This window comes from Mesorhizobium sp. WSM4819 (assembly GCF_055811215.1).
The window spans coordinates 36,321-59,367 of sequence record NZ_JBVVQO010000040.1 but is presented as its reverse complement, the minus strand read 5'-3'; the positions used below and the strand labels follow the sequence as shown (position 1 = coordinate 59,367).

Below are 23,047 nucleotides of genomic sequence, written 5' to 3'. Positions count from 1 at the left end.
CGGGGGCTGCGCGGCGGACACGCCAACGTCACCGCTGAATGCCACGCCATTTTTGCAGAACTTGACGCACACAACTTTTCGGCCGATCGTAACCCGGCGCGGCCGCCGACGGCTACCGCGATGTGGCGCCTGGAAGAAAATTGTCCGGCAGAGGACGGGAGCCGGCTACCTTCGGAGGCGTCTTCGGAGGCAGTCCTCAGAACATGCAAAAAGGGCGTCCTTAGACGCCCTTTTCGATTTCGTGGTTTTCCGTAGCTCAGTGCGCCACGCCGGCCCACACCTTGCGCTTGGTCAGATAGACCAGCGCGCCGAACAGCAACAGGAAAACCAGCACGCGAAAGCCGGTCTTCTTGCGGGCTTCCAGATGCGGCTCGGCTGCCCACATCAGGAAGGCCGACACGTCGCGGGAATACTGGTCGACCGTCTGCGGCGAGCCGTCGTCATAGGTCACCTGATCGTCGGAAAGCGGGTTGGGCATCTTCAGCGAGACGCCGGCTATGAAGTACGGATTGTAGTGGGTGCCTTCCGGTATCTCCATGCCCGCCGGCGGCTGCTCGTCATAGCCGGTCAGCAGCGAGTGGATGTAGTCGGGACCACCCTGGGCGTATTGCGTGAAGATGTCGAAGACGAATTGCGGAAAACCGCGCGTGACGCCGCGCGCCTTGGCCAGCAGCGACATATCGGGCGGCGCAGCCCCGCCATTGGCGGCCGCTGCTGCCTGATCGTTGGGAAACGGCGCCGGGAAATGGTCGGACGGTATGCCGGGACGCTCGAACATGTCGCCGGCATCGTTGGGACCGTCGTTGATCGTGTACTCGGCGGCCAGCGCTTTGACCTGCGCTTCCGAATAGCCAAGATCTTCCAGCGTGCGAAACGCCACCAACTTCATCGAATGGCAGGTGGCGCAAACTTCCTTGAAGACCTTCAGCCCGCGCTGCAACTGCGCCTTGTCGTAGGTGCCGAAAGGCCCGGCGAAGCTCCAGTCCATCTCCTTCGGCTGGTGTATCGGGAAATGCGTCGGCGCGGCTTCGCTGTGCGCCTCCTCCTGGGCGACCGCCCCGGTGGTCGCGGCCGCGGTGCCTGCCAGCACAAGGCCGAGCAGCGCCAGCGAGGTGAGAATCGTCTTCATACCAAATCCCCTTGAGATTCTCTGGCGCGCTGTCGTCGTCTCGAGCATGATCTTGTCCGAAAACCGGTCTCCACTTTTCGGGGTCATGCTCAGCCCTTGGTTTCCGGCGCGGCTGTCGCGCGAGCCGGATGCCCGCCACCGCCACCCTTGTTCTTCTCGAGAACTGCCTCGGTGATCGAGTTCGGCAATCGCCGCGGCTTCTCGACCAGGCCCAGCACCGGCAGCACGACCAGGAAGAAGGCGAAGTAGAACAATGTCGCCATCTGCGCCATGAAGACGTAGCTGCCCTCGGCCGGCTGCGAGCCCAGCCAGCCAAGCAGGACGGCATCGATCACGAACAGCCAGAAGAACAGCTTGTACCAGGGCCGGTAGACAGCCGAGCGCACCTTCGAGGTGTCGAGCCACGGCACCAGGAACAGCATGGCGATGGAGCCGAACATCGCGAGCACACCACCGAGCTTGGAGTTGATCGGCCCGATATTGAAGGTGATGGCGCGCAGGATCGCGTAGAACGGCAGGAAGTACCATTCCGGCACGATGTGGGCCGGCGTCTTCAGCGGGTCGGCGACGACGTAGTTGTCCGGATGGCCGAGAAAGTTCGGCAGGTAGAAGACGAAATAGGCGAAGATGAACAGGAACACCAGCATCCCGAACGCGTCCTTGATGGTCGCGTAAGGGGTGAAGGCCACGGTATCGGTCTTCGATTTGACCTCGATGCCGGTCGGGTTCGACTGGCCGACCACATGCAGCGCCCATATATGCAGCACGACGACGCCGGCGATCATGAACGGCAGCAGATAGTGAAGTGAAAAGAAACGGTTCAGCGTCGGGTTGTCGACAGCGAAGCCGCCGAGCAGAAGCTGCTGGATCCATTCGCCGACCAGCGGAATGGCGGTGAAGAAGCCGGTGATGACGGTCGCGCCCCAGAACGACATCTGTCCCCAGGGCAGCACATAGCCCATGAAGCCTGTCGCCATCATCAGGAGATAGATGATGCAGCCGAGGATCCACAGAAGCTCGCGCGGCGCCTTGTAGGAGCCGTAATAGAGGCCGCGGAAGATGTGGATGTAGACGGCGACGAAGAAGAACGACGCGCCGTTCGAATGCAGATAGCGCAACAGCCAGCCCGAATTCACGTCGCGCATGATCTTCTCGACCGAATCGAAGGCGAGACTGCTGTCGGCCGCGTAGTGCATGGCCAGCACGATGCCGGTCAGCATCTGCGCCGCCAGCATGAGCGCCAGGATGCCGCCGAAGGTCCACGCATAATTGAGGTTGCGCGGCACCGGATAGGCGACGAAGCTGTCATAGACCAGCCGCGGCAGCGGCATGCGGGCGTCGACCCAGCGTCCGATACCGGTCTTGGGCGTATAGGTCGAGTGTCCCTCGCTCATCGAAATGTCCCCTCGCCTCAGCCGATACGGATCTTGGTGTCGGAAATGAACTGGAATACCGGCACCGACATGTTCTCCGGCGCCGGCCCGCCGCGGACGCGGCCGGCGGTGTCGTATGTCGAACCGTGGCACGGGCAGAACCAGCCGCCGAACTCGCCTTCCTGGCCGAGCGGAATGCAGCCGAGATGGGTGCAGACCTGGACCATCACCATCCAGGCCTCCTTGCCAGGCGTGGTGCGGTTGGCGTCCGTCGCCGGCGCATCGGCCGGCAGATTGGCGTTGCGGGCGAGCGGATCCTTGAGCTCGGCCAGATTGACCGCCTCGCCGTCCTTCATCTCTTGTTCGGTGCGATTGCGCACCACCACCGGCTTGCCGCGCCATTTCACCACAAGCGACGTTCCCGGCGTCAGCGAGGAGACGTCGACCTCTACCGAGGCCAGCGCCAGCGTCGAGGCATCCGGGCGCATCTGGTCGATGAACGGCCAGGCGACGGCGCCCGCGCCGACCACCGCGGCCATGCCCGTGGCGACGTAGAGAAAATCACGACGGTTGGGATCCTGGATGTCGGTTGCGCTCACGGGTGCCTGATCCTTTCGCCTCTTCCGTGCCGATGGCCGAGGCTTGTTCCCCGCTCTTTCACGCCAACCCGACAGCGCATGGCGAACAGGCTAGCGAATTCCTCCGGCAATTGGCCTTCGGTTTATGCGTGAAGCCCGTTTTTGTCCAGACGGGTGAAGGCACAAGGGCAGATTGTCGCGGGGACGCAATTCGACGGCGGACGGCGTGGCGACGGGCACATGTCGAACACGGCGAAAACGAGCGAAATCAACCCGCGAAGCAGCGCCTGCGTTGCCTCGACAGAAGACGCGGCCTCGGTCTATTCTCGGCTCATGGCGCATGTCATCAATCGCGACACATGGGCCGGGACGCCCGACCATTGGCGGGGCGAACTGCAGTGCGGCGCCTACGGCTCCAAAAGCTGCCTGATCTTCAACTATCTGCCGGAGATCGGCGGCGGCCCGCGGTTGCACATGCATCCCTATTGCGAGATTTTCATCATCCGCACAGGCACCGGGCTATTCACCGTCGGTGACCGGCAGATCGAGGCCTCGGCCGGCCAGATCCTGATCGTGCCGCCGCACACGCCGCACAAATTCACCAATCTCGGCCCAGGTCCGCTGGAGACCACTGACATCCACGAAAACGGCAGCTTCATCACCGAATGGCTGGAGTAGGCCATGATCACGAACCGAAGGTCCGCGTCAGCGAAAACCGGAAACCGGTTTTCGGAAAAGATCATGGCCGAACTAGTGGTGAAAATCTGACGCTTGGTACCGGAGGTCAGACAACCGCTTTGGTGAAGGTACCAGGAATTGTCATCTGTAGCAGATTGAGGACCAAAACTGACATTCCATGATGCGTGTAAGCGAAGATCCAATTTTCTGGATTCTTGCGGATCTTCGCTTGGGTGCCGCCTCAGCTCGTCCCGAACATTCGCGCCACTCCGGGAAATCTCGACTCAGTCGAGGCTGGCCGGCGACGAGAACGGCTGATTGGCGTCCACGACGAAGATGGCCAATTCATCGAGATCGGTTGTGCCGGCGCTGAACACTTCCATCGGCGTGTTGGCCCCGTGTCCGGTCATGGCCGTGCCGGCTTCAACATAGCTCACGCCGTGGGGCGTCCTCTGGCCGAGCTTGCCGGCCAGCACGTAGAAGGCCTCGGGTCCCGGATGCGTATGGATCGGCGTCTTGGCGCCGGGCGCTCCACCGGCGCGGTTGACGCGCAGCAAATACTCGCTGGCGCTGATCGGCGGAAGGGGACCGATCTCGACGACCTCGGTTCCGCCGGGCGTAGAGCCATCCTTCGGTCCGAGGGTGAACAGCCAGACCTTGCCCGCGACCTCCGCCGCAAGCGAGGTCGGGCCCCCAGCGCTCTGGGCCTGCGCCAGTGTTGGGAAATTTTCCAGCCGCCAGTACAACGGTCCGGAGGGCAGTTCCTTCACCTTTTTCTCTACCATCGGCTTGACGGCGAATTTGCTGTCTGCAGGCATTGAGGCGGACGTCATCAGCCCGAAAGCACACAGTGAGAACAGAAGCACGCCAATACGGCGGGCGCTGAGGGAATGCGGCTTCATGGTCGGTCCTCCTTTGCATGGTCGTCCCCTCGATAAAAATATTAGCTGATGATAAAATAGCATCTCTGCCGGCTTACGGCACGACCAATTTCGGGCCACCCCCGAAAGTGCCTGCCGCCAAGAGGTCGGATCTCACGAAGGTCATCCACGAAAACGGCAGCTTCATCACTGAATGGCTGTAGGAGGCCTCCGAACCGAAAGTCCGCGTCAGCGAAAAGTAGAACCGGTTTTCGGAAAAGATCATGGTCAAACTAGTGGTGAAAATCTGACGCTTGGTACCCAAGGTTTACAACCGCTTTGGTGGGAGATCGCCATTCGGCGGGGATCTGCCGAACGGCTTAGTAGCGCCATAACGCGACCTTCAGGACGCTCCTTTAAAACTGCCCTTCGCGCATCTGCTCGAGTCGACCCTATTGCCGACCTTTAGCTGTTGTGTTGCGGTGACCGGAAGCACCATAACTGAATAGCGAACCTATCCTGAGCTACTTCTCCGGCAGACCTGCCTTGATCAAGTCGCCGACCTGTCGGTCCAGCACCTTGCCAGGCGCCTCCGGCGGCCGCGAGCACGGCTACCGACGCCGCGGCTGCCCACGGCGGTTGGAACTCACGGGGCATTGCGCCCTCACAGCCAAAAGACGAGCCTATGTCCTGACGAGAGCAAGCCGGCGATCCAAAGCGATGCGCTCTTTAGTCGGGAAGGCCAGCCTTGCGGTAGCCTTCGACGAAGCGCTGAAGCATTTCCTCGTCGTCGAATGGCTGCGATGTTGCCCAGTGTCTGATGCTGAAATGGGGATCGCTCATCATGAAGAATTCCGCCTCCTGACGAGCTTCATCCAGCCGCCCGAGCTGCGCGAGAGCTGCCGCCAGCAGGCGACGCGATGTGGTGCGGTAGGTTTCCGGCTTGCGTAAAGCCTCGACCGCGGATTGATAGTCGCCGAGCGCATAATAGGCTTGGCCCGCGATCCAAAAGTACCACCCCGGTGGGCGCGGATTGAGCCGCAACGCCCGCTTCACGAATTCGATACCCTTGACCGCGTCGCCCCTCAAGGTGATGAGATCCGAGCGCATCGCCCAGGCGTCGGCATGATTGGGATCGAGCTTGAACGTCGACTCGAACTCGGCATCCGATTCCGCGTAACGCCGTTCGTGACCAAGTATGATGCCCAGCCCCCAGCGGTTCCCGGCATCGTTAGGGTCGAGCGCCACCGCCCGCTGCGCTTCCGCCAGCGCGCGAGGCTGGTTGGTTTCCTTCGGCTCGTTCCAGAACAGCCAGCCGAGCCAAAGATTGAGGGCCAGCAAGCTATGTGCTTCGGCATAGTCGGGATCGAGTCCGATCGCCTTTTCCAGGAGCATGCGTGCTTCCCGCGCACCTAACCCGGTCTGAATACTGACGCCGCGGGCTTGCACGCATAGGTCATAGGCTTCGAGACTCGTCGGCCGTTTGCGCGCCGGCTGTCCGGCCAATCGGCCGACAAGGGCTTCGACGATCTTGGCCGTGACCTCATCCTGCACTGCAAAGATATCATCGAGGCTGCTGTCGTAGCGCTCGGCCCAGATATGATCGCCGCCGATCGCGTCGATCAGCTGCGCATTGATGCGCACGCGCCCCGCGGCGCGCCGGGCGCTGCCTTCAACCACATAGCGCACCCCAAGATCGCGCGCTGCCAAACGCACATCGACCGACCGTCCCTTGTAAGCAAAGGTCGAGTTGCGCGCGATCACGAAGAGGCCGGCGGAGCGAGACAGGTCGGTGATCAGGTCTTCGGTCAAGCCGTCGACAAAGGTTTCCTGCTCCGGATCGTTGCTCATGTTGGTGAAAGGCAAAACCGCGATCGAGGGCTTGTCGGGCAATTCCAGCGATGCCAGTCGGCCGGCCGGAGCGGCTCTCGGAAGCTGCAGGTTCACGCGATAGCAGTATATCGGCTCGGCTATATTCTTCACCCGCTGCTCGCCCATGGGCTCGAACGCAAACGCGAGCTTCTGCCTAACCTCCTTGGACACCTTCTCCGAAACGCAGATACCACCGGACTCGGCGAGTTGCTGGAGGCGCGACGCCACGTTCACGCCCTCGCCATGGCGATCGTCCCCCTCGACGATCACTTCGCCAAGGTTGATGCCGATCCGGACTTCGAAGCGCTGGTCTTCGGCGACGCTCGCGTTGCGTTCCGCCATGCCGCGCTGAAGCGTGACCGCGCATTCGACCGCATCCACGACGCTGCCGAACTCCGCCAGCAGGCCGTCTCCCATCAGCTTGAAGATTCGCCCGTGTCGCGCCGCGATTTCCGGCTCGAACAGCTCTTTGCGGCCACGTTTCAGCCGATCGAAGGTGCCCGCTTCATCCACCTCCATGAGCGCCGAGTACCCGACGACATCGATGGCAAGGATGGCAGCGAGCTTCCGCTCCATGTTGAGCCTCGGTCAAGATTCGCGACACGCAAGCCGCAGGTCTGAGGCAAGTTAGGGATCGGCGCTTCCGGCGTGTCCTTACCAACCTCTGATACCACAGATTACGCTTCTTGGGACTATGGATTGCGCGACGCCCCGGCGCTCCTGCCGCGGCGTCACCGAGGCGCGAGTCCCCCATCCCACCGCTTGTTCGCAGCAGTGCCCGCGCAACCTGACTGTGACCGCTTTGGCATCAGCACCGCTTCCGCGAAGGGGGCGCCGGACGGCCCGACCAGCCCGACCTTCTCGCCCGGCCGCTCACCAATGCCCTTGCTCTAGCACCCTTGCCGCTGGCTGCATAAAACGTCGCTGATTGGCCGTCCCGTTAGACCTCCTCTAGGGCGCACGTACGAGAAGGTGGGCCGGCATAGGCTCCGTTTATCATCCGAAGATCGCTTTTTTGCACCCGGTTTCAAAATTGCGGTTCAGCAAGGCTGAATTTTTGAACGCCAGAACTGCCATTCGCTCTTAGCTCGGAATGGCTGACGCCGACCATCGCGGGTGAGGTCGACAGCCCATTGGAGCGATATCAGCTTGGACAGTCGCCAACTTCACCTTCGACAGGAAGGAAGAAACGTCGCCGTTCGCAGGCGGTCAGTTCGCGTGGAACAATCCCACGTGCGTAGTCAATGAGGTCCAGAGGTGTTTGGAACGCGCGAATTATTCGGACGCTATCATCACCGGACACGATTGCGATCCTCGTTCCATCGGAATTGAAAGCCGCGCGCATCAGCGCCGGTCGGTTGGCCTCGTCCTCCCGGCTGGCAAGCACTGCGATCTCGCGCCCCGACTGCGCCGCCCAGAGCCTGACCGTGCGATCCTGAGACGACGTCGTCACGACATACAAACCGTTAGGACTGATTTGCGCGCTGTCCACTGCGCCGCTGTGACCCCTGAGAACGACCTTTTCTGTTCCTACCGGAACGCTCCAGATTCGAACGGTCCCATCGCGTGAGGCAGTTAGGAGAGACTGACCGTCCTGGCTGAACGCAACTGCTGTCAGTTCCTCGCTGTGGCCCTTCAGCGTCGCGACACTGTTTCCGTCCTTGATCGACCAGATCCGCGCGGTGCGGTCGAGTGAACCCGTGACAACCAGTTGGCCGTCCGGACTGAAAGCGGCCGCGGTGATTCGGTTCTGATGCCCGATGAGAACCTTGAATTCAGTTCCGTCCGTCTTCAAAAGGTGGGCAGCGTTGTCGTCCGTCGCGGTAAGGACGAGATCCCCGTCCCGGCCGAAAATCGCCTGTGGCAACTTCCCGCTTGTCTTGATGGTGGCCAGTCCGGCGCCGCTTGCCGCGTCCCACAACTGTGCGGTACCGTGAGCCGAACCCGCCGCTAACAGGTCTCCCTTGGGACTAAACTGAACTTGAAGTAGCCCGTCACGAGACTTGAGCTGCGCGACCTCGCGTCTGCTTGCAACGTCCCAAACAAGAACTCGGCCCCCAAGCGATGCCGTTGCAACGCGACTTCCATCAGGGCTGAACGTCGCACTTTGGACAGTTTCGTGTGTGTCAAGCTCGGCTATCTGACGTCCGTTTACAACCTCCCACAGGTGCGCTGCGCTATCCCCACCTCCAGTCAAAAGATGCACATTATCGGGACTAAAGACCGCAAAGGTAGGCGGATGTTCATGGGACAGCGCAGTTGTCAGAACCCCGTCGATATCCCAGAGCCGAGCGGTGCGATCGTGCGATGCAGTGAGAAGAATGCTGTTGTTAACGGGGCTGAATTCCACGTGCTCGACCAAGGCGTCATGGCCGACGATGGTGGTGAGCAGCGACGTGCGCTCAACATCCCAAATACGAACCGTGCCGTTGAGGGAAGCCGCAGCCAAGAACCGATCGTCTTGGCTGAAGACGCTGTTCATCTCCTGATCGCGCTCATCCGGGCCCATGTAACTTAGTTTGAGCCCCGAGGACTCCTGGCCGAGCACGCCAAGCAAACTACCCGAGATTCCGTCCCAGAGTCGTGCGCTACCATCGAGTGATACCGTCGCAATTCGACGGCCGTCGTGACTGAAGATTACGCCTTGTAATTGTGTGTCGCTCTTGTGACCGGCCAATGTCGCAATTTCCACGCCTTCCGATACGTCCCAAAGATGCGAAAGGAAAGGGTATGAAATTGGCCCCCACGAGCTTATCAGGATCCGGCTTCCGTCCGGGCTGAATGCAACGCTGTACGGCCAAGCGTTAACCCGCAGAGTCCGGTTCAGTTTGCCATCTTCCGCATTCCAGATAAGGACGGAGCGTTGATCGCGTTCTGCGATTGCGAAGCTCTGGCCATCGGGACTAAAGCTAGCCAGGGAGCTTCCACGTCTCTCTACACTCAGGATTTTGCTTCCGGTTTGAGCGTCCCAGAGTGATGCATCGCTGTTCTCCCCCGCTGTCAGCACCCGGGTGCCATTTGGGCTGAAAATCGCCGTAGGAAAATTGCCGACCGGCTGAAGTAAAAAGAGCTGCTCCCCTGAGGTGGCGTTCCAGATGCGCGCGGTGCCATCTCTAGCAACTGTAATGACGCGGCTTCCGTCCGGGCTGAACTCGGCTCTCTCAACGGCGCCTTGGTGGCCCTTCAGAACCGCAGCCTCGGTACCATTCAGGGCGTCCCAAATGCGTGCCGTAGCGTCATGCGATGAGGTGACAATGCGGGCGCCGGTCCGATTGAAAGCTGCATGCGTCACACTGGCGTCTTGGTGGAAGGTCCTCGTTTGACGATGCGCTAGCAAAGCCTTGTAAAGCGCGGCCTCCGCTTCAACGATGTACGGGCGTCTGTGTTCAGATGTGCCCGTCGGCAGCGCTTCGAGCGCCAGCAAAACCGCGGCCTCAGTATTACCGCTCGTTGCGGTTTGCTGCGAAAGAAACGCAAGCGAAAGAGACTGGTTGCGCAGCGCCTGGTCGCGCGCCTCAAGGGCCTTGCTCTCGGCCGACCTGGCCTTGTCCGCGCTCATTTGCGCCAGCACCGCCTGCCGCATTGCTTCCTGCTGTCCTCTGAACCCAATGAATGCGCCTGCTCCAGCCAAGAGAGCCAACACCGTCGCGACAATGGCCGCATAGCGCGTATGTCGTGCCAGCTGTATCGCAGCAGTCGCTGCCAGATCCCGACGCTCAGCTTCTCCCGCGAGCCGGTCGGCCTCGCGCTCCAAGCGTTCGCGTCTTGCTACTTCAGCAGCCTCGATCAGTGCCCGCTCTGCTTGCCGGTCCTTCTCCTCTCTCTCCTTCTGGGCACGTGAGGACGCCTCGATGTATTCAACCACTTGATCATCGACTTCCTGGCGTCTCGACAGCAGCAATTCCTCGCCCTCGGCGAGACGCTTGCCGGACGGCAGCAAAAGATCGCGGTTCTTGTTGTCCGAGTGCCATCGATGGGCGTCGGCCTTGAGCCGAGCCCGCATCTCGAGGAAGCTCCTATTCGCGTTGACAATGTCGCTGGCGCGTGGCCAGCGGCTGAGCAGCGCTTCATGGGCCACGCGGACGAAGACATGGCCCGCGGCATCTTCATCACTGACGAGGAGCCGGGCGGCGATCAGCGCGTCGACGAGAGCCAATCGTGCCGGGTTTCCAGCCGCTTCGCTGAGCAAGACTGGACTTGCCGTAACAGTTTCATCGCCCGGACGCACCGTGGTGAGAGCGCGCAGCACCGCCGGCAATGCCTCCTGGATGTCGGGCGGAAGCGCGTCAACGACTTCATCGGCGCGGCGCGCGATCGCCCCTTCGAGGCCGCCAAGCGCACGATACGCAGCAAAGGTGAGGATCCGGCGCTCCCGGCCCACCTCGTACAGCGCATCGAGAACGAATTCGAGAAGCGGCAACGATCCGGGATCGGCGGCTGCCGCGTCCTGCAGCACATCATCGAGCCGCCCCAGATCGGCGCGCTCCTCGAAGCGGAGCCCGGCAGCACGAGCCGGCTCGCGAATGATCTGGGCGATCTCAGGGCTCGTCGGCGGCAAGAGCTCATAGCTGCCGAGGCCGTCCTTCAGCGCCGAGAAACCTCGGACTTCGCCGCAGCGGTGAAAGAAATCCGACCGGATCGTCGCAATCACCCAGACCAGTCCGCTGCCGGCGAACGCCGCCAAGAGCCGCACAAGCCCTTCGCGCGACGCCGGTTCCTTCTCCGTCGTGAACAGCTCCTCGGTCTGGTCGATGGCGATCAGCAATCGTATTTGCGAAGGGACCGAGCCAGCGGCGGTGGCTGCTTTGCCGAGTGCCTGGCGGATCAGAGTCAGCGCGCGATCGGGAGCGCTTCGACAGAGTTGAGTCAGCTCTGCCGCTGTCAGTTCGAGAGCCAACTCGGGCAAAGCACCTTCGCGAAGCAGTCCCGCGGTCAATGAGGCGACAGCATCAGGCCCTTCGGACGGGCGGATCAGGCAACGGCGCCACAAACTGATGCCTACGACTGCGCCGGGTCGGGTGATTGAAGGCATCAGCCCCGCGCGCAGAAGAGAAGACTTGCCGGAGCCGCTCATCCCGTAGATGAGCAAAAATGCTTTGCCGTTGGCTGCCAGCTGCTCCAGCCTTTCGGTGCAAGCAGTGATCGCCCGCGCTCTGCCGAAAAAGAGGTCGGCGTTTTCAAATTCGAAGACGTCGAGACCGCGAAAAGGCGACCTGACCTGTTCCTCCGAAGCGAGGGGTACACGATAGACGTGCACAGGCCGGGCGATATTCTTCACCTTGTGCTCGCCAAGATCGATGAAATCGAGCGAAAGCCGATCGCGAGCCTGCGCATAGATCGCCTCGGAGACACATATTCCGCCCGGCCGTGATAACGGTTCCAAACGCGCGGCGACGTTGACGCCGTCGCCCATGAGGTTGTCACCCTCTACGACGACATCGCCGAGGTTGATGCCGATGCGAAATCGCAGGCGGCCTGGCTCGGAGAGGTCGGCGTTCTGTCTATCGATTTCCAACTGGATTTCGGTGGCACACCGCAGCGCCTCGACAGGGCTTGCGAACTCCGCGATAACACTGTCTCCGGCGCTGCCAAACACCCGTCCCTCATGGTGCACAATCAGCCGGTCAATGATCTGGCGATAGGCTCTCAGGGTCGCAAGAGTACCTTCCTCATCCCTGCCAATCAGCCGGCTGTAGCCGACCACATCGGCTGCAAGGATGGCAGCCATTCTGCGCTGAACGCGATCCACGGCCATAGCCAGCTCCCGCAATCCTGAAGCATCCTAAAGGAAATGGCGGGCGATGAGGAGGGAGGCACCAAGCTTACCCGAATTATTCCTTTTGACCTCAACACACAGTTTCCGCCCCCGTGGCGCACTTGCGACAACGGGACCCGGCATAAGTCCCGCCTATCGACCGAAGATCGCGTTTCGCACCCGGCTTCAAAACTGCCATTCGCAAACGACCGGGCTTGACCTGATCCGGACTTCCAGGGTGGTTCCACGGCACGGCAGCTAGGGATCATTGGCGTGAGTTCGACTGAGGGCGAACGAGTTTCCGCTTAGGGACGAACTCGGTATTTCGTCCAAGCCTCAGATTTTTACCACCGGCATTTATTTCGCGCCGAGCCTGGCCAGCACGGCTTTTGGAATATTGTATTCCCGGATCACTGCGTCGTGCTTGCGCAAGCCGCACAGTTCGCGCTGGATGAAATAGGCGTGGACGGCCTCGGCCGCGTCCTTGAGCAGCTTGGCGCGATGTTCGCCATCGTCGCCATGCTCTCGCAATCTCGCTAGCGTCTCATCCACGCGTCGGCCGGCGCGGCCGAGCGCCGCCGCCTTTTCGCCGAGGATTTCATGGCCGAGCAGGTCGAGCACGCTCTCCTGCGCCCCCGACCGTCCGAAATTCGATGGCATTCGCACCGACATGATTCACTCCGGTTTTTGCTGAAATCTGGCCCTACTCCGCCGGCCGCGTCTCCTCCAGCACGCGCTCCTCGTTGAATAGGAAGCCGCCGGACTGCCGCTTCCACAACCGCGCATAGAGCCCGTCTAGCGCCACCAACTCGTCATGCGTGCCTTGCTCGACGATGCGACCCCCGTCGAGCACCACCAGGCGATCGAGTGCAGCGATGGTCGACAGCCGGTGCGCGATGGCGATGACCGTCTTGTTCTCCATCAGCCGCGCCAGATTTTCCTGGATGGCCGCCTCGATGTCGGAATCGAGCGCCGACGTCGCCTCGTCGAGTATCAGGATCGGCGCGTCCTTGAGGAAGACGCGGGCGATCGCCACGCGCTGGCGCTGGCCGCCGGACAATTTCACGCCGCGCTCGCCGACAAAGGCCTCATAGCCCTGGCGCTCGCGATTGTCGCGCAAGTCAAGGATGAAGTCGTGCGCCTCGGCCTTCTTCGCGGCCGCGATCACCTCGGCGTCGGTTGCTTCCGGCATGCCGAGCTTGATGTTGTCGCGCAAGGAACGGTGGAAAAGCGCGGTATCCTGGCTGACGACGCCGATGTTGGCACGCAGCGAATTCTGCGTCACCTTCGAGACGTCCTGGCCGTCGATGGTGATCTTGCCGGCCTCAAGCTCGTAGAGGCGCAGGATCAGATTGGCCAGCGTCGTCTTGCCGGCGCCGGACGGACCGACCAGTCCGACCTTCTCGCCCGGCCGCACGACAAGATCGATGCCGTTGAGCACGCCGAATCCCTTGCCGTAGTGGAACTCGACATTGTTCACTTCGATCCGGCCGCCGGTCACGACAAGCTCCTTGGCGTCGGGCGCATCGGTCAGGCCGAGCGGCTGCGAGATCAGCGCCTTCGAGTTTTCCAGCACGCCGAGATTCCGCAGGATGCTGTTGAGCTGCATCATCAGCCGGCCGAGCAGCATGTTGAGCCGCAACACCAGGGACAGCGTGAAGGCGACGGCGCCGACGGTGATCGAGCCTTCGATCCAGAGATAGACGGCAAAACAGGCGATCGCGGTGATCATGATCCCCGACAGCGTCGTCAGCGCCATGCGCACGCCGGTCAGCCTGCGGGTGAACGGGCGCAGCGCATCGAGATAGATATTGAAGCCGCTCCTGATGTATCGGTCGTCGCCATCGGCGGAGAACAGCTTCAGCGTCTGCACGTTCGAGTAGGAATCGACGAAGCGGCCGGTGATCATCGAACCGGCCTCTGCGGTTTGCTCGGCATGCTTGCGGATCGCCGGCAGATAGCGCCTGGCCAGCCAGCCGAAGGCGGTGATCCAGATCACCACCAGCGCCGCCAGCCGCAAGTCGAGGCCGGCGACCAGCACCAGCGTCGTCACCGTATAGACGACCATGAACCAGACGACCTCGATGAAGCTTTGCATCAAATCGCCGGTCGCCTGCCCGGCCTGCCAGACTTTTGTTGCGATGCGGCCGGCGAAATCGTTCTGGAAGAAGTTGTAGGACTGGCGCGAGACATGGCGGTGCGCCTGCCAGCGCACCAGATTGTAGAAGCCGGGGGTGATAGTCTGCTCGTCGACCAGCGCCGCCAGGCCGACGACGATGGTGCGGATGACCAGCACCACGGCGGCCATGAAGACAAGTTCGGGGCCGGCGGCAGTCCACAGCGCGTCCCAGCTGCGCTCGCCGGGAAGCTGGTCGAGAATGTCGACCAGCCTGCCGACGAAGTAGAACAACCCAGCCTCGACCAGCGGCGCAATGCCGCCGATGACAAGCATGGCGAAGAAGGCGATCTTCGCCTGGCCGACATAGTGCCAGAGGAAACCGCTGACGCTGACCGGTGGCCGAAGGTCCGCGGGCTCCCTGAACGGATAAACCCAGTTCTCGAACCAGCGATAGACGGCAATCATCATTCGGCGGCCATCATTCTGGTGCCATCATTCTGCGGCCCATCATTCTGCTGCCCATCATTCCGCTGCTTGACCCTTCACAATGGCATCGTTGGCGGCCGCGCCCTCGTCGAGCAGGAAGCCGCCCGACTGACGCTGCCAAAGCTGCGCATAGAGCCCGCCGCTGGCGACGAGCTGCTCATGCGAACCCTCCTCGATGACGCGGCCCTTGTCCATGACGACGAGCCGGTCCATCGCCGCGATGGTCGAGAGCCGGTGCGCGATGGCGATGACGGTCTTGCCTTGCATGAGCTTGTAAAGGTTCTCCTGGATCGCCGCCTCGGCCTCTGAATCGAGCGCAGACGTCGCCTCGTCGAGGATGAGGATCGGTGCGTCCTTCAGCATGACACGGGCAATCGCGATGCGTTGCCGCTGGCCGCCGGACAATTTGACGCCGCGATCGCCGACATGCGCATCGAAACCGGTGCGGCCACTGGCGTCCGAAAGCTTTGATATGAAATCAAGCGCCTCGGCGCGGCGTGCTGCCTCGACCAGCATCTCGTTGCTGGCGTCCGGTCGGCCATAAAGGATGTTCTCGCGCACCGAGCGATGCAGCAGCGAGGTATCCTGCGTGACCATGGCGATCTGGGCGCGCAGCGAATCCTGCGTTACCGCCGCGATTTCCTGGCCGTCGATCAGGATCCTGCCGCTTTCAAGGTCGTAGAAGCGCAACAGAAGGTTGACCAGCGTCGACTTGCCGGCGCCCGAGCGGCCGACGATGCCGACCTTTTCGCCCGGCTTCACCGTCAGCGACAGGCGTTCGATCATGCCTTTCTGCTTGCCGTAGTGGAAGCGGATGTCCTCGAAACGGATCTCGCCCTTGGTCACGATAATGTCCTTGGCGCCCGGCCTGTCTTCGACGACGCGCGGCAGCGAGATCGAGCTGATGCCGTCCTGCACCGTGCCGATATTCTCGAACAGGGTGGACATCTCCCACATGATCCACTGCGACATGCCCCAGAGCCGAAGCACGAGGCCGATGACCAGGGCGACGGCGCCGATCGTCACCACCTGGCCGAGCCACAGCCACAGCGAGATCGCAGTGACCGAAAACAACAGCAGTGAGTTGAGGACGTAGAGCAGGCCGTAGAGCTGCGTCACCAGCCGCATCGACCGGTAGACCGTATCGAGAAAGCCGGCCATGCCTTCCCGGGCGAAGGACGCCTCGCGCCGCGCATGCGAGAACAGCTTGACCGTCTGGATGTTGGAGTAGCTGTCGACGACGCGGCCGGTCATGGTCGAGCGCGCGTTGGCCTGCTCCTCGCCGACCTTGCCCAATCGCGGGATGAAATAGCGCAGCAGCAAGACATAGCCGGCAAGCCAGACGGCAAGCGGTGCCGCCAGCCGCCAGTCGGCCGAGCCGACAATCAACAGCATGCCGAGGAAATAGACCACGACATAATTGAGCACGTCGATGAGCTTGATGACGCATTCGCGCACGGCGAGCGCCGTCTGCATCAGCTTGGTCGCGATGCGTCCGGCGAACTCGTCCTGGTAGAAGGCCATCGACTGCTTGAGCAGATAGCGATGCACCTGCCAGCGGATACGCATCGGATAGTTGCCCATCAGCGTCTGCTGGTTGAGGAGCGCATGGAACCAGACCGTCGCCGGCAGCGCGAAAATCACGATGAAAGCCATGCCTGCGAGCTTCCAGCCCTCGGTCTGCAGGAATGTCTCGCGATTCTGCACCGACAGCCAGTCGACGATCCGGCCCATGAAGCCGAACATCCACACCTCGGCAAGGGCGATAGCCGTCACCAGCATCGCATCGATTGCGATGTAGGGCCAGGCGCCGCGCGTATAGTGGACGCAGAAGGCGATCAACGTCTTCGGCGGCTCGACCGGCTCCTCGGCAGGGAACGGATCGAGCCTTGTTTCAAACCAGCGGAACATTGTCTTGGTACTCACATGCTCGTTTTCGCTCACGCCGCGCGGGAGTGCGTAGCGTCCTGGGAGCGCATGGCGTTTTGGTTCGCGTGGCAGCAAGGACCGGCGTCCCGGAATCAGCCGGGCCGCCGATCCTGCTTCGCGCAATATAGGATGTCGCGGGCTTTTCGCCGACAGGCTCGTTTGACGATCCTGACAGCGCTGTGTCGACGACCCGGAGTTTCGCGCCGGTTTTCGCGCCAGGGCGGATCAGCCTGATGATCCGGCGCACCAGCGACGGCCGGCTGCGGTCGGGAACCGCGCGCGAGAAGTCGACGTCCGGCAGCATGCCGCGATGCGGGCGCCGGCGGGTTTCGGCGTGAACCGCCGACGAGTAGGTTTCGCCGACCAACAGCGCCCAGGTCGCCATCCTGCGCTCGTGCAGGTTTCTTGAACCGGGAATTTTGCAGGGATCGAACATCGGTCCGTCCTCCATGTGAAAATAGGGAAAAAAATCCGGCCTGTTCGCAGGTGAATGGCCAGCGAAAGACGGGGGTTGAACAGCGGCGTGCTCAGGCGGGGCGTTCAGCCCCTTCGACAGCTTGAAAAACATCGCAGGATTCCTTCGAAGACCGAAAAAGGGTTTCGGCTAAGAATCGGTGCGATCGAAGTCTAAAAGGTCAGGAGAATCGTCGAACCGAAACCGCCGGCAGGCTGTTAAGCCCACATGAGGGGCGCTGGATGTGCATGATCATCATGAATTACCCCTCCATCGGTTCGGGTTGACAATGCCCGGCGTATAACCGACTTCGCAGAAAATGACCACCCGCCGGTCCAGAATTTTCCAAAACCGCGAACCTGTTGTGGCCGATCTGCCACTTATTAGAAGGATGCGGAAATGAACAACCGTCTCCGCATCGCGCTCTACCAGCCGGATATCGCCGGCAACACCGGGACAATCCTGCGCTTCGCGGCTTGCCTCGGTCTCGGCGTCGACATCATCGAACCGGCCGGCTTCCCGCTCTCCGACCGGGCGCTGAAACGGGCCGGCATGGATTATCTCGAAATGGCGGCCCTGACCCGGCATGTCGACTGGCAAGCCTTCGAGCACTGGCGCAGAGGCGAAGCGCGGCGGCTGGTGCTGCTGTCGACCAGAGCCGCGACCGCCTACACCGATTTCGCCTTCGCCGATGCCGACATTCTTCTGTTCGGCCGCGAATCCGCAGGCGTGCCTGACCCTGTCCACGAAGCGGCGGATTCGCGACTGATCATCCCGATGCAGCCGGGCGCGCGCAGCATCAACGTCGCGCTTTCCGTCGCCATGGTGGCCGGCGAGGCGATCCGGCAGCTCGGATAGGATTTGCAGATCCTCAGCGGGTGCAGCGATTATGGCGGCTTTCTCGCCGACGACCGCACCGGCGCTTGTCATTCTCACCCAGGCGCACATCGCCTTCTCCTGCGGTTTGCATATCAAGGGTTTCTTCGTTACAAGCTCAACTTAACTTGAGGTCAAGCGGAAAATTCAAATGGCTGCGGTGACGGAATTGACGGTCGGCCAGGTGGCCACGCGCAGCGGGGTGGCAGTGTCGGCGCTGCATTTCTACGAGGCGCGCGGATTGATCCGCAGCCACCGCACATCAGGCAACCAGCGGCGCTACGGCCGCGACGTGCTGCGGCGGGTGGCGATCATCAAGGTGGCACAGGAGGTCGGTATCTCGCTGGCCGAGATCAGCGAGGCATTGGCATCGCTGCCTGAAGGCCGCACGCCGACGCGCGGGGACTGGAATGTGCTTTCAACCGTCTGGCGCGACCAGCTCGATCGCAAGATTGCCCAGTTGAAGAAGCTGCGCGACGGGCTGACCGACTGCATTGGCTGCGGCTGCATGTCGATCGACAAGTGCCCGCTGCGCAACAAGGAAGACCGGCTGAGCGCCCAAGGCCCGGGCGCAAGGCGGTTGTTGGTCGCTCGCTAATCCGCCGCCGGCAATCGCCTGATGGTGAATTCGATGACGTCGCCCGGCCGCTCGAACCAGCTTTCGATCTCGGTCCAGTAGGCCTGCTTGGGAAAGCGCTCGAACCACTCCTTCGCCTTGAGCCGCGCATCGGAGCGCGGCAGGACGAAGGTCTCGCGCAAAAACCCGTCGCGCGGCATGCGCTCGCGCTCGGCGCGCGAACGGTCGAGCCTCTTCTTCAGGCCATCCAGCGGCGGTCTTGCCGGAGTGCGCACGAAAGAACTCCATTCACACTTGACCCTTGCACCTAAGAGATTAGGGATCGCGGCCGGAAAAGACGAGTCATTTGTCGGGGTACGCCCCCGACAACCGGAGACAGCATTTGCAACGACCCGAAATACCGGCGGGGCTGCCGGCCGACATCGAACAGAAGAAGATGAAGGCGCGGCTGTGGTTCGAGACGCTGCGCGAGCGCATCTGCGCCGCCTTCGAGCAGATCGAACAGGACCTGCAGGGGCCGCAGGCTTCATGGTCGCCCGGCCGCTTCGAAAAGACGCCGTGGCAGCGCGACGCCGGCAAGGGCGGCGGCGGCACCATGTCGATGATGCGCGGCCGCGTCTTCGAGAAGGTCGGCGTCCACACCTCGACGGTCTACGGCGAGTTCTCGCCGGAGTTCAGGAAGCAGATGCCGGGCGCCGAGGAGGACCCGCGCTTCTGGGCGAGCGGCATTTCGCTGATCGCCCATCCGTGGAACCCCAACGTGCCGGCGGTGCACATGAACACGCGCATGGTCGTCACCTCGCGCCAGTGGTTCGGCGGCGGCGCCGACCTGACGCCGGTGCTCGACCGTCGCCGCAGCCAGGGGGACCCGGACACGATCGCCTTCCACCGCGCGATGCAATTTGCCTGCGAGAAGCACGCTGGCGTCGCCGACCACGCGAAATTCAAGGCCTGGTGCGACGAGTATTTCTATCTGCCGCACCGCAACGAACCGCGCGGCACCGGCGGCATCTTCTTCGACTGGCTGCATTCGGACGAGGACAGAGGCGGCTGGAACGCCGATTTCAACTTCGTCCAGGATGTCGGGCGCACTTTTCTCGTCGTCTACGGGCATCTGGTGCGGGCCAATTTCAACGACAACTGGACCGACGGCGACCGCGAAGAACAGCTCATTCGCCGCGGCCGCTATGTCGAATTCAACTTGCTTCACGATCGCGGCACCATCTTCGGGCTGAAGACCGGCGGCAACGTTGCCGCGATCCTGTCCAGCCTGCCTCCAGAGGTGAAATGGCCGTAAAATCTCGGTGAGTTGGACGTGAGTCGCAATCGGGTCCAAATCGCAGGATTCTGGTGGCGAATGTGGCGCGCAGATTATCTTTTTCGTCTAATATCCATTTGAAAAAGCAAGACTATTTTTCGTTACGGGCCGGGAAACGCCGGCGGTTCTTGCCTCCCTGGAACCGCGACCCGACGCGACCAGACGGCCCATGATTGAGTGGGGCACCTCCAAAAATGGTGCCTTCATTTCCAGGAGAGCATGCCATGCGCAAGCTTATTATGTCGGTTGCGGCTGCTGCCGTTCTTGCCTCTGGTGGCGCTGCCTTCGCAGCGGTTAAGCACACCACGGGCACGATCAAAACTTACGATGGAACGGCGATGAGCCTCGTTCTGGATAACGGATCTACCTTTACGCTGCCCAAGGCCTTCAAGAATCCTGGCCTGAAGGCCGGCGAAAAGGTCCGCGTTTCGTGGGACATGAGCGGCAAGCACAAAATCGCCGAGGCAGTCAGGATCGTGAAGTGATGGCCTGGCCGCTGGAGCAAGACGAGGTCTTGCCTCCAGAGCAAGACACAGTCTTGTCTCCGGGGTAGCGTCAAGATGGCGGAGCAGCGATGCTCCGCCTTTTTCGGTCTCTGCAGCAACCAAAACCATCCGATCGTGTTATGCTGGTTCGGCCAGCGCATGACCCGAAAACCGAACCGGTTTCCGACAGGGATCATGCGTCGATCAAAGGTGCTGGAGCTTCCGTGTCAGAGCAGATGCGGCACTCCGAGGAGGAAAGGGAGAAATCCGATGAAGGAATTCCACTGCGGCTCGCTGGTTCCGGGTTGTGACTGGCATACGCGCGCCGACGAGGAAGCCGAGATCATGCGTCGTGCCGTCGAGCATATGCGTGAGACGCATGGCGAGACGATCATTCGTGAGACGATGATCGAAGCGATCCGTTCGCGCATCGAAAAGGCGCGCGACGCGGCCTGATTTGCCTAAGAGACTGTTTCGAAATTCGCTCTGGCGAGTCATATGGTGGTGGCTTCGAGAACCGGAGCGCAGCGGGCATTTGGGTCCGTGAGCACCGGAAGCGCAGAAAACGCCATCAGATGGCCGCCAGAGTAGAGTTTCCAAACGGTCTCTAACTTTCGAGTGCTTCTGCGGCGCGCTCGAGAAGTGCGCCGCGATCCAGCGCAAAGCCGGACTCGATCCACTCGTTTTCGAGGTTCTTCAGGGTTGCGCCGAGTTTTGGCCCGGGCGACGCGCCAAGCCTCGTCAGATCGGCGCCCTTGAGCGGAAAGCCGGGCTTTTTCCATTTTTCGGCAAAGGCCAGCAGCCGCGAGAAGCCGCCAGCTTCGAGCAGCGCGTCGTTGTCCTCGACGGCGCGGGCTCGAGCGGACGCGAGCGACAGCCGCAAGCGATCGACGAGGCCTTGTCGATCGCCGCGATAGAGCCGTTTTGCGAATCCCGCTTCGGTCGTCTTCGGCTCGACGGGCGCTGTCAGCGCCCACTGCCTGAGACGACCGGCGTCGCTGACGGAGAACCTCAACCGCTCGGCAAGCGTCTTCATCCGCGCTGCGTCCGGCGGCACGATCGCTTCCAGCCTGAGCAGCGGGTCCGGCGCCCAGCCGAGATCCTTCTCCGCCCTGGTCAGCGCATGGATCGCATCGATGCCCCATTTCTCGCTCTCCGGCAGAACGCTGGTGAGCACGCCCGCCTGACGCATCCACAGCAGGGCGCGCGATGGATCGGGGGCCGACAGCAGCTTCTTCAGTTCGGACCAGACGCGCTCGACCGAGAGTTGGCCAAGCCCCTCCTTGAGCCGGGCGCAAGCCTTCAGCCCTTCGGCATCCGGCCGGCCGTCGCCATACCAGGCGAAGAAGCGGAAAAAGCGCAGGATGCGCAGATAATCCTCGCGGATGCGCGCCTCCGGATCGCCGATGAAGCGCAGCCGGCGCGCCTCGATATCGGCAATGCCGCCGACCAGGTCGACGATCGTGCCGTCGGCCTCGGCATAGAGCGCGTTGATGGTGAAATCGCGCCGTTCCGCATCGGCTTTCCAGTCGCGTCCGAACGACACTTTTGCCCGCCGACCGTCGGTCTCGATGTCGGCGCGCAGCGTGGTCACCTCGAACGGCTTGCCGCCGGCGACAATGGTGATGGTGCCGTGCTCGATGCCGGTCGGCACCGCCTTGAAGCCTGCCGCCTCGGCGCGGCGGATGGTCTCGTCAGGCACGGTCGTGGTGGCGATATCGACGTCGGCGACCGGCTGGCCGATGAGCGCATTGCGCACCGCACCGCCGGCGACGCGCGCCTCCTCGCCGCCATCCGACAAAGCCGCCAGCAGCCGCTGCAAATGCCGTTCCCCGAGCCAGTCGGCTTTGCCCGCGAGCGACATCCGGCCGCTCACGTATAGAGCCTTTCATAGAGCGTGCGGATGATGCCCGCGGTGACGCCCCAGATGTGTTGTCCGTCATAGGGCATTTCGTAGAAGACCCATTCGAGATCGTTCCACATGCGGCTGTCGCGGCCGTGGTTGGCCGGGTCCATCAGAAAGCGCAGCGGCACTTCGAAGGCGGCGTCGACCTCCTCGGAATTCAGCGTCAGTGAAAAGTCCGGCCGCACTATTCCCAGCACCGGGGCGATCCGGTAGCCGCTGCCGGAGACGTAATCGGGCATGCGGCCGATGATCTCGACCCGATCCTGGCCAAGCCCGATCTCCTCGAATGTCTCGCGCAATGCCGCCGCCTCCGGGCTCGGGTCGGTAGGATCGATCGTGCCTCCGGGAAAGGCCACCTGCCCCGAATGGTTGCGCAGCTTTTCCGCCCGCTTGGTCAGCAGAACCGTTGCGTCGCGCCCGTGATCGACCACCGGGATCAGCACGGCGGCATCGCGCAGCGCCTTCGCGCGCTTCAAACGCGGATGTCCCGGGTTGAAGCGATGGTCGCCATAATCGTCGGCGGCATGCGCCAGCGGCTGCGCCGCGACGCGGGCGCGAAAATCCGCGGCCGAAAACGGCGCCGGCGTCACTTGGTCCATATTGTCACCTGGCTCATCGCGTCACCTGGTCCATCATGTCCCGGTTCATTTGG

At 62.2% G+C, this 23,047-nt stretch carries 19 protein-coding genes; 6 read left to right on the top strand and 13 right to left on the bottom strand.

Translation table 11 applies throughout. The features are described from left to right. Nucleotides 1-256: 256 nt before the first annotated feature. The 3 genes from AC0L18_RS27205 to petA all read right to left on the bottom strand — a co-directional run bounded on the left by AC0L18_RS27205 (nucleotide 257) and on the right by petA (nucleotide 3,101). Nucleotides 257-1,129, bottom strand: coding sequence for a cytochrome c1 (locus AC0L18_RS27205; RefSeq protein WP_473494959.1), 873 nt, complete (start codon nucleotides 1,127-1,129; stop codon nucleotides 257-259). An 89-nt stretch (nucleotides 1,130-1,218) separates the two neighbouring features. After that, on the bottom strand, nucleotides 1,219-2,523 hold the full coding sequence (locus AC0L18_RS27200) for a cytochrome b (RefSeq protein ID WP_091598435.1): 1,305 nt from the start codon (nucleotides 2,521-2,523) through the stop codon (nucleotides 1,219-1,221). Nucleotides 2,524-2,540: 17 nt separating this feature from the next. Then, on the bottom strand, nucleotides 2,541-3,101 hold the full coding sequence (gene petA, locus AC0L18_RS27195) for a ubiquinol-cytochrome c reductase iron-sulfur subunit (RefSeq protein ID WP_077380015.1): 561 nt from the start codon (nucleotides 3,099-3,101) through the stop codon (nucleotides 2,541-2,543). A gap of 312 nt (nucleotides 3,102-3,413) precedes the next feature. Between petA and AC0L18_RS27190 the strand changes: the two genes are divergently transcribed. After that, nucleotides 3,414-3,758 carry a cupin domain-containing protein gene (locus AC0L18_RS27190; protein WP_473494964.1) on the top strand — a complete coding sequence of 115 codons (345 nt, stop codon included), beginning with the start codon at nucleotides 3,414-3,416 and terminating at the stop codon, nucleotides 3,756-3,758. Between the two features lie 284 nt (nucleotides 3,759-4,042). Here the strand turns inward: AC0L18_RS27190 and AC0L18_RS27185 are convergent, their stop codons facing one another. The 7 genes from AC0L18_RS27185 to AC0L18_RS27155 form a co-directional block, all read right to left on the bottom strand. Next, on the bottom strand, nucleotides 4,043-4,660 hold the full coding sequence (locus AC0L18_RS27185) for a cupin domain-containing protein (protein WP_473494958.1): 618 nt from the start codon (nucleotides 4,658-4,660) through the stop codon (nucleotides 4,043-4,045). A gap of 687 nt (nucleotides 4,661-5,347) precedes the next feature. Then, nucleotides 5,348-7,066 (bottom strand): adenylate/guanylate cyclase domain-containing protein, encoded by a 1,719-nt coding sequence (locus AC0L18_RS27180; protein WP_473494957.1) that lies wholly within the window; start codon nucleotides 7,064-7,066, stop codon nucleotides 5,348-5,350. 568 nt (nucleotides 7,067-7,634) lie between these two features. Continuing rightward, nucleotides 7,635-12,245, bottom strand: coding sequence for an nSTAND1 domain-containing NTPase (locus AC0L18_RS27175; protein ID WP_473494956.1), 4,611 nt, complete (start codon nucleotides 12,243-12,245; stop codon nucleotides 7,635-7,637). Nucleotides 12,246-12,602: 357 nt separating this feature from the next. Further along, complete coding sequence (locus AC0L18_RS27170; RefSeq protein ID WP_473494955.1) at nucleotides 12,603-12,917, bottom strand: DUF6665 family protein; 315 nt, start codon at nucleotides 12,915-12,917, stop codon at nucleotides 12,603-12,605. 31 nt (nucleotides 12,918-12,948) lie between these two features. Then, a complete protein-coding gene (locus tag AC0L18_RS27165; RefSeq protein ID WP_473494954.1) occupies nucleotides 12,949-14,832 on the bottom strand; it encodes an ABC transporter ATP-binding protein in 1,884 nt (627 codons plus the stop codon). A gap of 54 nt (nucleotides 14,833-14,886) precedes the next feature. After that, nucleotides 14,887-16,761: an ABC transporter ATP-binding protein gene (locus AC0L18_RS27160; protein ID WP_473494963.1), complete on the bottom strand. Its 1,875-nt coding sequence runs from the start codon at nucleotides 16,759-16,761 to the stop codon at nucleotides 14,887-14,889. Next, nucleotides 16,745-17,215, bottom strand: coding sequence for a hypothetical protein (locus tag AC0L18_RS27155; RefSeq protein ID WP_473494953.1), 471 nt, complete (start codon nucleotides 17,213-17,215; stop codon nucleotides 16,745-16,747). The genes AC0L18_RS27160 and AC0L18_RS27155 overlap by 17 nt, the downstream gene beginning before the upstream one ends. 417 nt (nucleotides 17,216-17,632) lie before the next feature. On the opposite strand from AC0L18_RS27155, the gene AC0L18_RS27150 reads away from it, so the two are divergent. Then, nucleotides 17,633-18,091 (top strand): tRNA (cytidine(34)-2'-O)-methyltransferase, encoded by a 459-nt coding sequence (locus AC0L18_RS27150; protein ID WP_473494952.1) that lies wholly within the window; start codon nucleotides 17,633-17,635, stop codon nucleotides 18,089-18,091. 169 nt (nucleotides 18,092-18,260) lie between these two features. Next, nucleotides 18,261-18,707: a redox-sensitive transcriptional activator SoxR gene (gene soxR, locus AC0L18_RS27145; RefSeq protein ID WP_473494951.1), complete on the top strand. Its 447-nt coding sequence runs from the start codon at nucleotides 18,261-18,263 to the stop codon at nucleotides 18,705-18,707. On the opposite strand, the gene AC0L18_RS27140 is transcribed toward soxR, so the two are convergent. Further along, nucleotides 18,704-18,961, bottom strand: a complete 258-nt coding sequence (locus tag AC0L18_RS27140) for a hypothetical protein (protein WP_006202578.1) — start codon at nucleotides 18,959-18,961, stop codon at nucleotides 18,704-18,706. The genes soxR and AC0L18_RS27140 overlap by 4 nt on opposite strands. A 107-nt stretch (nucleotides 18,962-19,068) precedes the next feature. Between AC0L18_RS27140 and hemF the strand changes: the two genes are divergently transcribed. The 3 genes from hemF (at nucleotide 19,069) to AC0L18_RS27125 (ending at nucleotide 20,945) form a co-directional block, all read left to right on the top strand. Beyond that, nucleotides 19,069-19,983 carry an oxygen-dependent coproporphyrinogen oxidase gene (gene hemF, locus AC0L18_RS27135; protein WP_473494950.1) on the top strand — a complete coding sequence of 305 codons (915 nt, stop codon included), beginning with the start codon at nucleotides 19,069-19,071 and terminating at the stop codon, nucleotides 19,981-19,983. Nucleotides 19,984-20,228: 245 nt separating this feature from the next. Beyond that, nucleotides 20,229-20,489 (top strand): DUF1344 domain-containing protein, encoded by a 261-nt coding sequence (locus tag AC0L18_RS27130; protein ID WP_023799944.1) that lies wholly within the window; start codon nucleotides 20,229-20,231, stop codon nucleotides 20,487-20,489. Between the two features lie 270 nt (nucleotides 20,490-20,759). Then, nucleotides 20,760-20,945, top strand: a complete 186-nt coding sequence (locus tag AC0L18_RS27125) for a DUF1059 domain-containing protein (RefSeq protein WP_023799945.1) — start codon at nucleotides 20,760-20,762, stop codon at nucleotides 20,943-20,945. Between the two features lie 151 nt (nucleotides 20,946-21,096). Here AC0L18_RS27125 and AC0L18_RS27120 read toward each other — a convergent pair whose 3' ends face one another. Beyond that, nucleotides 21,097-22,353 carry a CCA tRNA nucleotidyltransferase gene (locus AC0L18_RS27120; protein ID WP_473494949.1) on the bottom strand — a complete coding sequence of 419 codons (1,257 nt, stop codon included), beginning with the start codon at nucleotides 22,351-22,353 and terminating at the stop codon, nucleotides 21,097-21,099. An 8-nt stretch (nucleotides 22,354-22,361) separates the two neighbouring features. Continuing rightward, nucleotides 22,362-22,994: a CoA pyrophosphatase gene (locus tag AC0L18_RS27115; RefSeq protein ID WP_473494948.1), complete on the bottom strand. Its 633-nt coding sequence runs from the start codon at nucleotides 22,992-22,994 to the stop codon at nucleotides 22,362-22,364. Nucleotides 22,995-23,047: the final 53 nt, after the last annotated feature.